Annotated in this window: 11 protein-coding genes; 3 read left to right on the top strand and 8 right to left on the bottom strand. The window is 63.2% G+C overall.

The annotated features are described in order from the left end of the window. Positions 1-47 precede the first annotated feature (47 nt). Together ABWI03_RS06580 and ABWI03_RS06575 are read left to right on the top strand one after the other, a co-directional pair. The gene (locus ABWI03_RS06580; protein ID WP_435054182.1) at positions 48-1,019 is read left to right on the top strand and encodes an SGNH/GDSL hydrolase family protein; all 972 of its coding nucleotides are present in this window, start codon (positions 48-50) and stop codon (positions 1,017-1,019) included. 121 nt (positions 1,020-1,140) lie between these two features. After that, complete coding sequence (locus ABWI03_RS06575; protein ID WP_298775098.1) at positions 1,141-2,358, top strand: acetyl-CoA C-acetyltransferase; 1,218 nt, start codon at positions 1,141-1,143, stop codon at positions 2,356-2,358. Between the two features lie 66 nt (positions 2,359-2,424). Here ABWI03_RS06575 and ABWI03_RS06570 read toward each other — a convergent pair whose 3' ends face one another. The 8 genes from ABWI03_RS06570 to ABWI03_RS06535 form a co-directional block, all read right to left on the bottom strand. Beyond that, positions 2,425-3,180, bottom strand: coding sequence for an enoyl-CoA hydratase/isomerase family protein (locus tag ABWI03_RS06570; RefSeq protein WP_298775096.1), 756 nt, complete (start codon positions 3,178-3,180; stop codon positions 2,425-2,427). A 122-nt stretch (positions 3,181-3,302) separates the two neighbouring features. Then, positions 3,303-4,154, bottom strand: coding sequence for a Bax inhibitor-1/YccA family protein (locus ABWI03_RS06565; RefSeq protein WP_197492820.1), 852 nt, complete (start codon positions 4,152-4,154; stop codon positions 3,303-3,305). Positions 4,155-4,331: 177 nt separating this feature from the next. After that, entirely contained in the window at positions 4,332-5,468 is a 1,137-nt protein-coding gene (locus tag ABWI03_RS06560) for a class I SAM-dependent methyltransferase (protein WP_298775091.1), read from the bottom strand. Between the two features lie 91 nt (positions 5,469-5,559). Then, positions 5,560-6,246 carry a nitroreductase gene (locus ABWI03_RS06555; protein ID WP_095972172.1) on the bottom strand — a complete coding sequence of 229 codons (687 nt, stop codon included), beginning with the start codon at positions 6,244-6,246 and terminating at the stop codon, positions 5,560-5,562. Positions 6,247-6,314: 68 nt separating this feature from the next. Then, a complete protein-coding gene (locus tag ABWI03_RS06550) occupies positions 6,315-7,220 on the bottom strand; it encodes a TIGR03619 family F420-dependent LLM class oxidoreductase (RefSeq protein ID WP_235169896.1) in 906 nt (301 codons plus the stop codon). Between the two features lie 3 nt (positions 7,221-7,223). Then, positions 7,224-8,075, bottom strand: a complete 852-nt coding sequence (locus ABWI03_RS06545; RefSeq protein ID WP_298775083.1) for an SDR family NAD(P)-dependent oxidoreductase — start codon at positions 8,073-8,075, stop codon at positions 7,224-7,226. 63 nt (positions 8,076-8,138) lie between these two features. Further along, entirely contained in the window at positions 8,139-10,451 is a 2,313-nt protein-coding gene (locus ABWI03_RS06540; protein ID WP_298775081.1) for a putative bifunctional diguanylate cyclase/phosphodiesterase, read from the bottom strand. A 37-nt stretch (positions 10,452-10,488) separates the two neighbouring features. Beyond that, positions 10,489-12,726, bottom strand: coding sequence for a putative bifunctional diguanylate cyclase/phosphodiesterase (locus tag ABWI03_RS06535; RefSeq protein WP_298775078.1), 2,238 nt, complete (start codon positions 12,724-12,726; stop codon positions 10,489-10,491). 374 nt (positions 12,727-13,100) lie between these two features. On the opposite strand from ABWI03_RS06535, the gene ABWI03_RS06530 reads away from it, so the two are divergent. Next, positions 13,101-13,778 (top strand): TerD family protein, encoded by a 678-nt coding sequence (locus ABWI03_RS06530; RefSeq protein ID WP_298775074.1) that lies wholly within the window; start codon positions 13,101-13,103, stop codon positions 13,776-13,778. Positions 13,779-13,887 lie beyond the last annotated feature (109 nt).

Genomic DNA, 13,887 nt, shown 5'->3' with positions numbered 1-13,887 from the left:
AAACGGTGCGCGCGGACGTCGGGCGAAGGCGGTGCAATCCGGCTAGATTGACAAGTGTGAGTCGAACCGGACTGAAAGCGTCGGTGGCCACGGTGGTGGCCGGATCGAGTGCAGGCACGCTCTCCTGGTTGGGCTACAACTATCTGATGTCGCAGGCGGGTGCGGCCCGCGGGGTGATCGGTCGCAATATCGCCAAACCACCCGAGGCGGACGGGGTGTACGCACCCGGCGCCGACAACCCGGAACTCTGGTGGCGGGCCGTGCCCTTCGATCTCCACCTGATGATCTTCGGCGATTCGTCTGCGGCCGGCGTCGGGGCGCTGACGGCGTCGGAAGTTCCGGGTGTGCAGGTCGCGAAACTGCTTGCGAGTGAGACCGGAAAGCGAATCCGCTTGAGCACCAAGGCCATCGGCGGCGCTACCTCACGTGGATTGAGCGGGCAGGTCGACGCCATGTTCGTCGCCGGCCCTCCCCCGGACGCTGCCGTGATCCTGATCGGCGCCAACGACGTCACGGCGAAGAACGCTATTCACGCTTCGGCAAAACGCCTCGGCGACGCCGTACGACGCCTACGCGAGAGCGGCGCCGTCGTCGTTGTCGGAACCTGCCCGGATCTGGGAGTTGTGACGGCGATCCCGCAACCGCTGCGCTCGGTGGTGCGTGAATGGGGACATCGTCTCGCACTCGCCCAGGCGTCCGCGACCAGAAACGCCGGGGGTCATCCCGTTCCGCTAGCCGACCTGCTGGCCAAGGAATTCCTGGCCTCGCCCGACACGATGTTCTCGGCCGACCGTTTCCACCCGTCCGCGGCCGGCTACGAACTCGCGGCGAAGCAGATCGTCCCGGTCCTCGCGTCGGCCCTGGGTGAGTGGCAGGGTGGCCCGCTCCCCGAACTCCCCCACGTCTCGGAGGCGGCGCAAGCTCGCACCGTCGCGGCCCGACTGACGGCAGCGGCAACCCAGTGGAAAGCCTTCGCGAGACGCACCAAACCCGCAGTTCAGCGCCCCGACGTCAACTGAGTGAGACTGCGTGACCACCATCTGGGAGCGGCAACGTAAATTGTAAGTCGAAGCTGCATTCAACTTGCCCTGCTCGACGGCGTTTCACGCCGCCCACGAGCAGTACACAAAAGGAGTTTTCATGCCCGAGGCAGTAATCGTCTCAGCAGTACGGTCGCCCATCGGCCGCGCAATGAAGGGTTCGCTCAAGGACATCCGCCCGGATGACCTCGCAACTCAGATGGTTGCCGCCGCGTTGGCAAAGATCCCCGAGCTCGACCCCACCGAGATCGACGACCTCATGCTCGGTTGCGGCCAGCCTGCCGGCCAGTCGGGCTTCAACATCGCCCGCGTCGTCGCCGTCCAGCTCGGCTACGACTTCCTCCCCGGCGTGACGGTCAACCGTTACTGTTCCTCCTCGCTGCAGACCACCCGCATGGCACTGCACGCCATTCGCGCAGGCGAGGGCGACGTCTTCATCTCCGCCGGCGTCGAGTCCGTCTCCAGCTTCATCACCGGCAATGCCGACGGCCTGCCGGGCACCAAGAACCCGCTCTTCGACGCAGCGCAGGCCCGTAGCGCCAAGCTCGCCGAGGGTGGAGTCGCCTGGACCGATCCGCGCGAAGAGGGCCTGATCCCCGACGTGTACCTGGGCATGGGCCAGACCGCGGAGAACGTCGCTTCGGCCACCGGCATCACCCGCGAAGACCAGGACCGCTGGGCAGTGCGCAGCCAGAACCGCGCCGAGGAAGCCATCGCTCGCGGCTTCTTCGAGCGTGAGATCACGCCCGTCACGCTCGCCGACGGCACCGTCGTCTCCAAGGACGACGGCCCCCGCGCCGGCACCACCTACGAGGGCATCGGCGGCCTCAAGCCCGTCTTCCGCCCCGACGGCACCGTCACCGCCGGCAATGCCTGCCCGCTCAACGACGGCGCAGCCGCACTGGTGATCATGTCCGACACCAAGGCGAAGGCACTCGGCCTGACCCCGCTCGCTCGCATCGTCTCGACCGGCGTCTCGGGCCTGTCTCCCGAGATCATGGGCCTCGGCCCGATCCAGGCCGTCAAGAACGCCCTGAAGATCGCCGGCAAGTCGATCTCCGACATCGACCTGTTCGAGATAAACGAGGCATTCGCAGTGCAGGTCCTCGGATCCGCTCGCGAACTGGGCATCGAAGAGGACAAGCTCAACATCTCCGGTGGCGCGATCGCACTGGGTCACCCCTTCGGTATGACCGGTGCCCGCATCACCAACACCCTGATCAACAACCTGCAGGAGCAGGACAAGACCTTCGGCGTCGAGACCATGTGTGTCGGCGGCGGACAGGGCATGGCAATGGTGATCGAGCGCCTCAGCTGATCCCCTGAGCACGTCGAAAGCGGCCGCCCGGCTTCTGCCGGGCGGCCGCTTTCGCGTAGTCGTGTTTCAGGTAGTCGTGAATTTCCGAGCAAAACTCCCCAACTCGCGAATCAACTCTCGCGCAGCGTCGTCCTCACGCTGCACGGCAGCGCGAGCTTCGTCTGCCCAACCGTGACGGAGCAGTCGTTTGGCGGCAAACACTGCCGGTCCGATGTTGGCGGCAATCTGCTCGGCACTCTCGCGGGCGCGTGCCTGGACCTGCTCGGCCGGCACTGCGACTGTCGCCAGTCCGTACGCGGCTGCTTCGACGCCGCTGAGCCACCGCGCCGACAGGATCAACTCGGCGGCGCGCTGCGTTCCGATCACCTTGGGCAACAACCAACTACTGGCAGCTTCAGGAGCGGTACCCAGCGAGGTGAACGGTGCCCGCAGACGTGCGTCGTCGGCAACGTAGACGACGTCGCAGTAAAGCAGCATGGTCAGGCCGATGCCGACGGCAGCGCCGTGCACTGCGGCAATCAAAGGCTTCGGGAACTCCACCAGCGCCACGATCAGCGGCGCGAATGCGTCGCCGAAGTCGGCGTTGTCGGTGCCTGGTTCGGCGAGTGCGCGTAGGTCGACGCCGCTGGAAAATGCCTTGCCTGAGCCCTCGACGATCACCACGGCCACGGCCTCGTTCGACGCCGCGTCGTCGAGCGCCTTGGTGAACGCTCGAAAACCGGCCGCATCGAAAGCGTTCAGGCGGCTCGGATTGTTGAAGGTCAGCGTTCGCACCGCTCCGGCGTCCGCCACCAGCACGGGTTCGGTGGTGTTTGTCGACATTCGCTCCCCTTCGATCCAAACCAAGCAGTTGCTAGGTATCCAAGCACCGTAACCGCCCACAGACGACAAAAAGAAGGGCCCCTCGTGGGGCCCTTCTTTTGTATTACGGAACGACTCGAGAACTAGTCGTTGTTGAAGTAGCTCAGCAGACGCAGGATCTCGACGTACAGCCAGACCAGGGTGACGGTGAGACCGAATGCGACGCCCCAGGCTGCCTTCTCGGGAGCCTGTGCGCGGATCAGCTGATCAGCGGCGTCGAAGTCGAGCAGGAAGCTGAAGGCTGCGATACCGATGCAGACGAGACTGAAGATGATGGCGAGAGTTCCACCGTCACGCAGTCCCAGTCCACCGTCGACGAAGAAGCTGGCGACGAGGTTACCGAGGGCCAGAACGACAACGCCGATCAACGCGCCGATGATCATTCGTGTCAGACGCGGTGTCACCCGAATCGCGCCGGTCTTGTAGACCACGAGCATGCCGAAGAACACACCGAACGTTCCGAGGACCGCCTGAGCGATCAGTGCCGATCCGCCGACGCCACCGAATTGAATATCGGTGAACATGAACGACAGCGCACCGAGGAATAGACCCTCGGCGACGGCATACGCCAACACGATTGCCGGGTTGTCCATCTTGCGGCCGAACGTCGCGACCAGAACCAGAACGAGGCCGACGAGACCGCCGCCGATGACCAGCGGGGCAGCGAGGTCGACGTTGTTGTTGACCAGGAAGTACGACACCAGTGCCGAGATCGTCAGCACACCGAGCGTGATGCCCGTCTTGGTGACGACGTCGTCGATCGTCATGGCCCGCGAGGTGGGACCGGTCTGGTACGGCTCGGCCGGAGCGTACTGCGGCTGACCGAACTGCTGGGTTGCCTGCGAGGCGCCCGCCGTCGCAGATCCGAACGAGGCGTATCCGTTGCCCTCTTGCTTGGGCAGATTGCGGAACACCGGGTTGCTGGTGGTGCGCACCGTGATCATCCCTTCATCGTGGTGGCCAGCGACGGGTGCGTCGCGGGTTCGCCGTACGGATCCGAGTTTCCGACACGGTCCGTGTACCTAACTAAAAGTAAAGCACTCGTAATTTACAACGTCGAAGCGTCGGTTGTAGTTCCCGGCGCATTTCCGGAAGATCAACACTCTTCGATACTAGGACGGTTTGACCGACTTCATCACGATGAACTTCGCGTTCTTCGCCATCGCCTCGCTCGGACCCACCGCGGCTTTCAGCGGTTCGCGATACCCCAGATGCGCGTTGTGAACAGTCCACAACTCGCCACCGGGACGCAGAACACGGCCGGCAGCTTCGAACATCTTGAGCGCTCCACCGGTATGCACCGCCGCTCCGACGTGGAACGGCGGGTTCAACAGAACCAGATCCGCGCTCGCACTGGGCAACGAACTCACGGCGTCGTCGCGCAGGCCGCTCACTCGATCGCCGACGCCGTTTGCCGACGCGGTCGCCAGAGCCGAAGCGACGGCTGCCGAGGACTGATCCGTTGCGATCACGTGCACGTCCGGGAACTTCCGCGCGATCGCTGCCGCGAGAATGCCGCTGCCACAACCCAGATCGATCACGTCACTCAGCGGATCGACCGCAATCTTTCCGAGGTTCTCCAGGAGCAACCGGGTGCCGATGTCCAGGCTCGCACCGGCAAACACGGCGCCGTGAGCAACGACGTCGAGGTCGAACTCGTCCAGGCGCTCGGCCATCGGGAACGTGACGACGACCTCGGCCTTCGGTTCCGACGCTTTGAGTACGCGGGACTTCTGACGCCCGCGCGAGGCGCTGACGTCGGAAAATGATTCGCCGAGAACCTTGTTCATCGCCGGGGTGATGTGCTTGTCACGCCCACCGGCGAAGACACGAACCGCCGGGTCGGCGTGGAGCGCGATCAGCTGAGCGATCTCGGCAAGTTCGGCGAGACTACGAGGCAATTGCATGAGCACGACGCGGGCACCGCTGAGCAACTCCTCGTCCAACCCGTGCGAAGTGAAGGCGTCACTGAATCCGAGTTCGCGCGCATTGTTCGCGAGGGCCAACTCTCCGGTGAGCGGATCCTGGTGACCCCGCACGCCGGCGATTCCGTGAACGAGCGCAACACCGGCGGTCAGCGCACCGTAGTGATCGCCGATCACGACGACGGTGCCCGCCGGCGCTGCAGCCAGAGCGTCGGAGGCCTCGTCGAGGATCAGCCGATCAGCCGCGTCGACGGCAAAGAGATTGGGTGCCTCGACATCGGGAAATCGGCGCAGACGATCGAACAGTTCGGGTGTGTCGGACATGCCACCAGTCTTTCAGGTGGAACTGCGCAACACTCAATCCCCCGACCAGCAGGTGATCAGTTCGACAACCCCGTCAGTTCGACAAACCCCGTCAGTTCGTCATCCACTGCACGACGTTGCCGACGGTTTCGCGTTCGGTGCGGAATCCGTTCACCGGATGGTCGGTGTCGGGGTATCCGAACGAGATCGCGCACACGACCTTGCGAGTGTCGTCGATGCCGAAGTGCTCGTGGATGAACTTGGAGCTGCCCGCGAGCGCCGCTTGCGGAATAGTCGCCACCCCCAGACTCTGGGCCGCGAGCAGGAAGCTGTTCACGTACAACCCACAGTCGACAGCGCCGTAGGTGCCCAAAGCCTCGTCGGTGGTGATGATCGCGACGTGAGGAGCGCCGAAGAGCTCGAAGTTCTTCATCGTCTGTGCCGCGGAGCCGGCGCGGTCACCGTGCTCGATTCCGACGCTCGAATACAGCGCCATGGCACAGTCGAACCGACGTGACTTGTAGATGCCCTGGTACTCGCGGGGGAACTCGAAGTCCGACTCCTGGGCGTTGGCCATCACGTATTCACCGAGTCCGGCACGGAAACGCTCGGTGCCCTCCCCTTCGGTGATCGCTACCTGCCACGGTTGTGTGTTGCACCACGACGGCGTCTTCTGCGCCAACCGAAGGATCTCCTCGATCACCTCGCGTGGCACCTGACGGTCCTCGTAGGCGCGGCAGCTGATCCGGGCATCGAGCAACGCTTCCAGGCTCGTGTCCACGACGATGCTCTCGGTCATGTGTTCTCTCCTCGATCAGGCTGCACTACAACACTTCGCACGATAGAACTATCGCCTCGGCGCGATGATCAGCGGGTCACCGTTGCGAAGGCCGACACCAGCTCACCGAACTCCTCCATCGCCGCATCGGGGTCGGGATCGACCGCTGCCAACGCGACCAGAACATCGGTGGCACCGGATTCGAGCAGCTGTTCGGCACCGAGCATCGTCGCCGGGAGGTCGATCGAACCGTCAGTCCCGCGAACGACGGTCAGTCGCCCACGAACCTGCAATTCCGCCGGATCGCGTCCGAGTTCCGCCATGGCCTTCCCGATGACGTCGATCCCTTCACGTAGGTCGTCGTCCGCGGCACCCATGATCGGAATCCAGCCGTCCCCCCAGGTTGCGACGCGTCGTACGACGGCCTTGGACAGAGAACCCGACACCCAGATCGGAATACCCGCGGACGGCCGGGGCGCGCAGTACACGTCATCGAATTTCAGGCGAGGAGTGTCGATGCTCGCCGGCGCCGACCTCCACAGCGCCCGGCACACTGCGAGAGCGTCGTCGAGCAATGGTCCCCTTTTGCCGAAGTCCATACCGACCGCGTCGTATTCGCGTTCCTGCCAACCGGTTCCGACGCCCAGGTCGAGTCGGCCACCGGACAACAGATCGAGTGTCGCGGCCGTCTTGGCCAGTACCGCTCCCCCGCGCAGCGCCGCGATGACGATTCCGGTCCCCAGACGAATTGTCTTCGTCTGTCCGGCAACAAAAGCCAGGACGGTCAGCGGTTCGAGCCAGTTGGCGTCGGGCTCGGTGGGGAACGCCGACCACGTGTATGCCGAGTTGTCCGAGCCCATCACCACGTGATCGGTGACGAGGACCCGGTCGAAGCCGGCAGCTTCCGCACTTTGACAGACCTGCACCAGTTTCCCGTAGGAGTTCTCCGCGAGGGTCGTACCGAAATTGGGAACGTTCAGACTGAAAGTTGTCATGTGTCAAGCCTTTCGGGGCCGGTTGGTCCAGCCGCCTTCTTCGGTGGGGAACCAGCCTCCGGCAGCGTGCGAGCCGCCGTCGACGTGGAGCACGGTTCCGGTGATGTATCTCGCCAGGTCGGACGCCAGGAACAGCGCGGGGCCGGCAATGTCGACGGGTTGGCCCGGTCCACCCAGCGGTGCCCACCCCGGCCACTTGTCCCAGTCGTCGGCAGAAACGATCGTGCGGTACGGCACCTGGACCGACTCGATCAAATCCGGAGCAATGGCGTTGACGCGCACTCCGGTTCGACCGATCTCCACACCAAGGCTTCTGGTGAACTGCGTCAGCGCGGCCTTGTATGCCGAGTACATGGTGTGGCCCGGGATCGCTCGATGCGCCTCCACCGTCGTCAGGTTCACGATCGATCCACCGGTTCCGCGATCGATCATGCCGGGAAGCAGGGCATGCGTCAGACGCACCACGTGATCGAAATTGATGTTGCCTGCCTCGGACCAGAAACCTGGATCGGTACCGGTGAACGCTGTCGGCGGATTCAGGAAATGACCCACATTGTTCACCAGGACATCTGGTGCGAATTCGGTCAACGCGACGGGGACTTCCAGCGCCCGCACATCGTAGTCGAGATGGTTGATCGAACCACCTGCAGCGGAGTCGAATTCGACGTCGCTCAGCGGAGCCACGTCGACAACCAGAACTGCGGCGCCGTGTGATGCGAATGCTCGAACTATCGCTGCCCCGATTCCCTGGGAGCCGCCGGTCACCACTGCCTTCTTACCTACCAACATCGGCCCTGGGGAGTACGCCGATCCGACCACCACGAAGACACCCTTCTGCAGTTCGATGTGAATCACTTCGGCGTACCGTCACACATCTAGTCGCAGAACGGGCACAACGTTCTCACTCAGTGGTAGCCGCTACACTTCGCCTGCCCTGGCCCCAGGATGCCGATGCAAGTAGGCCGGAATCTCGGCTGCCCGTATCGGCACTCCCTCCAGATACCCTTGGATCACGTCACATCCACACTCGGTCACCATCGCCCGCTGCCTCTCGGTCTCCACGCCCTCGGCGACGGTATCCAACCCCAGAGACTTGGCGATCGCGATAACGGCCCGCAGGACAGCAAATCTCGAACGCGCGGGATCCGCATCCAGCGGAGCGACGAAGGCGCGGTCGATCTTCAACCGATCGAGCGGCAGCCGCGACAAGCTGGCAACCGAGGAGAATCCGGTCCCGAAGTCGTCCATCGCAATGGCGATTCCGAGCGCGGAGAGTTGCACCAGCACATCTCTGTCGGCGTCGTCGATGACAAGTGATTCGGTCACCTCGATCTCGAGCCGTTCGGGGGCGAGGTTCACTTCCTCGAGGGTCTGGCGCACCGATTCGACGTATCGACTCGAACGCAGTTGCACCTGAGAAACATTGACGGCGACCCGTATGTCCTCCGGCCACGATGTCGCCGCCGTGCATGCGGCCCGCAAAACGCCCGCACCGATCGGAACGATCAAGCCGGTTTCCTCCGCGACCGAGATGAAGTCTCCCGGCGAGACGAGACCTGAGGTCGGATGGTTCCACCGCAACAGAGCCTCGAATCCGACGACAACTCCCGTCCCGGCCGACACCTGCGGTTGATAGACCAACTCGAACTCCTCGTCGATCAGCGCACGACGAAGATCCAACAGGGCTCGCGCCCTACCGGTTGCCCGATCCCGCAAAGCCACGTCGAAGGCTCGGATCTGGTGCCGGCCGCTCTCCTTTGCGTGGTACAGCGCAAGATCGGCAACAATCATCAGTTCTTCGAGGTTCTCGGCATCGTCGGGCAGAGAGCCGTACCCCAAACTGGCGCGAATGCGTATCTGGTTGCCGACCAGCGCGAATGGTCGTTCGAAGGCGTCGAGGATCTTCTGGAATCGATCTTTCACCTCATCTGTGTCCTCGATGTCATCGAAGGCGATGGCAAATTCGTCGCCGCCCAACCGGCCACAGATCTCGTTGGATCGCAGAACCCCGTGAATTCGGCTGGCAACATCTCGCAGCACGTCGTCTCCGACGTGATGTCCCAACCGGTCGTTGATCGACTTGAAGTTGTCCAGATCCAGAATCGCCAACCACACTCGGCGCCCGTCCCGAAGCAGCGAAGAAACCTGGGCGTTGAAGCTGTACCGATTGCTGAGCCCGGTCAGCGAATCGACTTCCGCCAACCGCAGTATGTTCTGACGCTGGTGATAGGAGTGCGTGATGTCGGATCCCACACCGCGCCAGCCGTAGTCCGAACTCTCTCCGCTGCCGGGGTGACCCGACATCGACCACCAGCGAGTATCGCCCCGCACGACAACCTGCATGGTGAGGTCCCGAAACGCGGTCCCGGCTTGAAAATTCGCAGCAAGGAGATCGAGGGACTTCCTGCCCTCGTCTGTTCGGGATGCGCCGATTCCGATCAGGATCTCGTGCATGGTGCGGCCCCGGATATGTGCTGCCGGCAAACCGACTTGTTCGGCGAATCGATACGACACGGTGCGGGCGACACCACGCGAGTCGGTCTCCCAGAGCCAATCCTGCGCACCGTCTTCGAGATCGTTCAGCAGCAACTCCACGAGGTCTCGTTCGTCCTCGGCGATGAGCTCGGCGCGGAGTCGTCTCTCGAAAAGGTTGGCCAACAGCAATGTTCCGCTGTGGAGCGAAACGAGAAAAATCACCAGCACCCCGATCAGCACGTAGCGCGAGGGTTCCGGCTCGGTCCAGAATCCCCCAGCCAACCCAAACCCGACCAGTCCGATCCAAATCAGGGTGAATCCGCGAAACATCAATGTCGGGAAAACGCCGACTGCGATGCCTCCCATCAATGTCGAGGTCAGCACCAATTCGTTACCAGGATCCAGGATCGGGAACAGCATCAGCGCCAGGCACGCGAGCAAGACCCCCCACACGACGACCTGGATTGTGAGTACCACCAATTCGGTGGTCTGCGACTCCGAAACCCCCAGCCGCGAGCGCCCCAGCCAATAGAGGCTGAACGCGATGCTCGACACGGCCACGACGCTCGGCCATACCCAGCGGAACATCCCGGTATCTGCCGGCAGAAGCACCACGATCGTCGAAAGCGCGATAGCAGCGATCAGGAAGGCCCACGGCAGTACTCGCGCCGTGAACTCCAGGCGTCGGTTGAGAAGTCGGTGACGATCGTAATCCGACAGGTGGTCGTCAGAACCTCGTCGACCGAGCCTGCGCACGGTGGTTACGACACGATGTCTGGGTACCACCGCCGGGTCATCCACGTCGGCCTGCTGTCGCCAGCGCCACTGCCTGGACAGACATGACTTCGCCGGCAGCGCGCCCCTGCACCGTCCGCACCCCGGCAGCCTCAACGGCCTTCAGTTGCTCCTCGCTGTCCACCCCCGAGACAACGACCTCCATTCCCAGTGCGTCGACCAGATCCACGAGCGCTTCGAGGATCGGCCGCCCGCCGGGCGCCGCACCGGAGATGGAGCGTTCGATGCGCACTCGCGTGAACGGAAGGCCGGACAGTGATGCAAGGGAGGAGAATCCGGCTCCGAACTCGTCGACCGTCAGCGATACTCCCATCTCCGCGATGGCATGCAACGCGGCTCTGGACTGGTCGGTGATGGCAGAGGACTCGTCGAGTTGGAGCTCGAACTGCCCTGCCCTGGCATCTGATCGACGAAGCGAGTCGCCGATCGCCTCGATGAACGCCTCCGATTCGAGCTGACGCGTCGACACCGCGACGGCTACCCTTACGTGATCAGGAAGTTGCGCCGCCGCCGCACAGGCCAGCTTGAACACCGTCGTCCCGAGCGAGTACGCAAGACCGGTGTCGTCTGCGACACTCATGAATTCGGCGGACGTCACGGCGCCGAGCCGGACGTTGTGCCAGACCACGTGAACCTCCACCGCCACTATCTCGCGGGAGACCACGTCGATCCTGGGTAGCAACTCGAGTTCGAGGTCCTTCTCCGCGACGGTGTTTCCCAGATCTTCGAGCAGACGGGCCCGCCGATCCGCCACGGACTTCATCGAGTCTCGATACTCACGTACGGCCCCGCGCCCGGATTCCTTTGCCGCGAACAAGGCGAGATCCGCAGCGCCCATCATCTCGTCGGCGGACGACGGCAGCTCGTCAGGGAGGTAGTACCCGATGCTGCATCCGATCTCCAACCGCGTACCGGCCACTGTGATCGGCTCATGAAGGGTTTCGATGTAGCGGGTCAACAGTGCGCGCACGCGTGAGCTGTCTCCGACATCGGTGAAGAGAATTGCGAACTCGTCTCCGCCCAAGCGCGCGAACAGCTGAGACATTCCGCCGGCTTCGGACAGACGATCTGCGACCTCTCGCAGAACCGCGTCGCCGACCGTGTGCCCGAGTGTGTCGTTGACCGACTTGAAGTTGTCGAGGTCGAGCATCGCCAGCCCAAGACGGCTGTCATGGGTGTGCGGATCACGTAGCAGCCTCTCGAGCTCGGTCCAGAAGCTGTGCCGGTTCGGCATTCCCGTGAGTGCGTCCACCCGGCCCATTCGCACGATTTCGTCGCTTTGCCGTTTGACTTCGGTGATGTCGGAACCCACTCCTCGCCAGACGAACTCGTCGGGTGCCCGGCCAGGGCGCGGCCGTCCGGACACCTGCCACCACCGAATTTCGCCGTGAACGCGGACCGGAACGAGTACGTCGACGAAGGCGGTCTTCGTCTGGCGGGCTTGCTGCAACTCCATGAGCGCATCGATTCCGCCGGGGATCCGTAGAGTGCCCAACTCCATGAACAGGTCCTGCCACGCCGTTCCCTGCAACTCGGCGGAGTCCAGCCCCGCTTCCGATGCGAGCCGCGTCGGGATTCGGTTGAACTTGCCTTTCTGATCGGTCTCCCACACGAAGTCCCCGGCGTTGCCTTCGAAGTCTTCGAGAAGCATCTGCACAACCGATCGTTCCGATGCTGCGCGCAGCTCGGCTCGGTAGCGAGATTCCAGGTTGCCTGAGACCACGATCGTGCCGCCGATCAGAGCTGCTCCGTACACGATCAATCCGATGAGAATTCGTTCGAACTCGGGCCCCGGTTGGAGCCAGAACGCCACGCCCAGGATCACGAGATTGGACAGCACCCAGGTAAGTCCGACGATCCGCAACATCGCGGTAGCCACGGCTCCGGCGCCGGTGATAGACGCGGACGCCGCCGTGAGGATCAGATCGCCGGAATCGTCCAGGATCGGATACAGGACCAGGGCGAGCGAGGAATACAGGATCCCGACGACTGCGAATTCGACGATGAGAAACGCGTACGACATCCGGTATGTCGGCGCGATCAGATCGAAGCGAATGGCGAGTCCGACACCCATGCCCACCAACCCGATCACCCCGGCGAGGATCGGCCACAGGCGTGGCAAGAGTCCGCTGTCCGGCGGGATGACATACAGCGTCAACCCGAGCGTGACCACGAGGTGGACAGCTGCGGCCCACGGCAGAACACCGAAGGTGACTGCAATCTGTTCACGCGTCACGTCGTCGCGTTGCGCGGGTGTCAGTCTTTCTCTTGGGCTTTCTCTGAGGCGGGATGGGAGACGAGACAGGATAGACATGACCACCTCCCGCTCCCGCGCCGTAATACGAATTGGACGTAAGGCTGAGCAATTGTCCCGTAACCGGTCCCTGCTGCGTCAAGCAGTACGTCCGACCTTTTTCGGGGGCAGATCCGCCCACAGACACAGTAATCAGCAAACTGCTGGTCCGCCCGATCTTGCTGCAGCGAGTTCGATGTCCGCGGGTTGAAATCAGACATGAGGGACAATGGCCGAAGATCGCCGATCACGTCGGTGGAGATTCCTCGACGGGTAACACGATCGGACTCATTCGAGTTCAGACAAGGACTATCACGATGGCAATCGACTACACCCGACGTTCCGGCGAGTCCACACCGTCGCAGGCACCGGTCAGCCCGAGCAAGATCACGCTCACCAAATCCGCGCCGACGGTCAACCTCGCGAAGGCTGGTGAACGACAAGGCAATATGCGCGTGAACCTCAACTGGTCGCAGGGAGCACCACCGAAGAAGACCGGTTTCCTCGCCAAGCTCGCCGGCGCAGGCTCCGGAGCGGTCGACCTGGACCTCGGCTGCCTCTACGAACTTGCCGACGGGTCCAAGGGCGTGGTCCAGGCCTTGGGCAACAGTTTCGGTTCGCTGACTTCCCCTCCCTACATCTCCCTCGACGGCGACGACCGCAGTGGCGCGAACACCGGCGGCGAGAACATGCACGTCAATCTCGGTGACCCCAGCGCTTTCCGCCGAATCCTCATCTTCGCGATGATTTACGACGGTGCCCCCAACTGGGCGGCCGTTGACGGCGTCGTCACCCTGTACCCCACCAACGGACCCGAGGTGGAAGTACGACTCGATTCGGCCAGCAACCAGGAACGGCTGTGCGCAATCGCTCTCATCCAGAGTTCAGGTCAGGGCGTGACGGTGACCCGTGAAGTGCAGTACATCAACGGCAGTCAGTCCGATCTCGACCGTGCGTACAACTGGGGTATGAAATGGGCTGCCGGACGAAAGTAGGTGTCGCGGGCGGGGTGTCCCCCATCCGAATGACAATGTCCGAATCGTCCACAATGTCGCAAGTTACTGGATAGTGTCGAGAAGTGGGGTCGGACATGAGGGGTCACGC

Source organism: Rhodococcus baikonurensis, from assembly GCF_040489275.1.
Lineage (GTDB): Bacteria > Actinomycetota > Actinomycetes > Mycobacteriales > Mycobacteriaceae > Rhodococcus_F > Rhodococcus_F baikonurensis.
This window is presented reverse-complemented; position numbering and strand designations above follow the sequence as displayed.

What these genes read in the sequence shown, in the direction of transcription:
- ABWI03_RS06575 (WP_298775098.1), top strand. Translation starts at nt 1,141, where the DNA reads ATGCCCGAGGCAGTAATCGTCTCAGCAGTACGGTCGCCCATCGGCCGC.
- ABWI03_RS06570 (WP_298775096.1), bottom strand. Translation starts at nt 3,180, where the DNA reads ATGTCGACAAACACCACCGAACCCGTGCTGGTGGCGGACGCCGGAGCG.
- ABWI03_RS06560 (WP_298775091.1), bottom strand. Translation starts at nt 5,468, where the DNA reads ATGTCCGACACACCCGAACTGTTCGATCGTCTGCGCCGATTTCCCGAT.
- ABWI03_RS06555 (WP_095972172.1), bottom strand. Translation starts at nt 6,246, where the DNA reads ATGACCGAGAGCATCGTCGTGGACACGAGCCTGGAAGCGTTGCTCGAT.
- ABWI03_RS06550 (WP_235169896.1), bottom strand. Translation starts at nt 7,220, where the DNA reads ATGACAACTTTCAGTCTGAACGTTCCCAATTTCGGTACGACCCTCGCG.
- ABWI03_RS06530 (WP_298775074.1), top strand. Translation starts at nt 13,101, where the DNA reads ATGGCAATCGACTACACCCGACGTTCCGGCGAGTCCACACCGTCGCAG.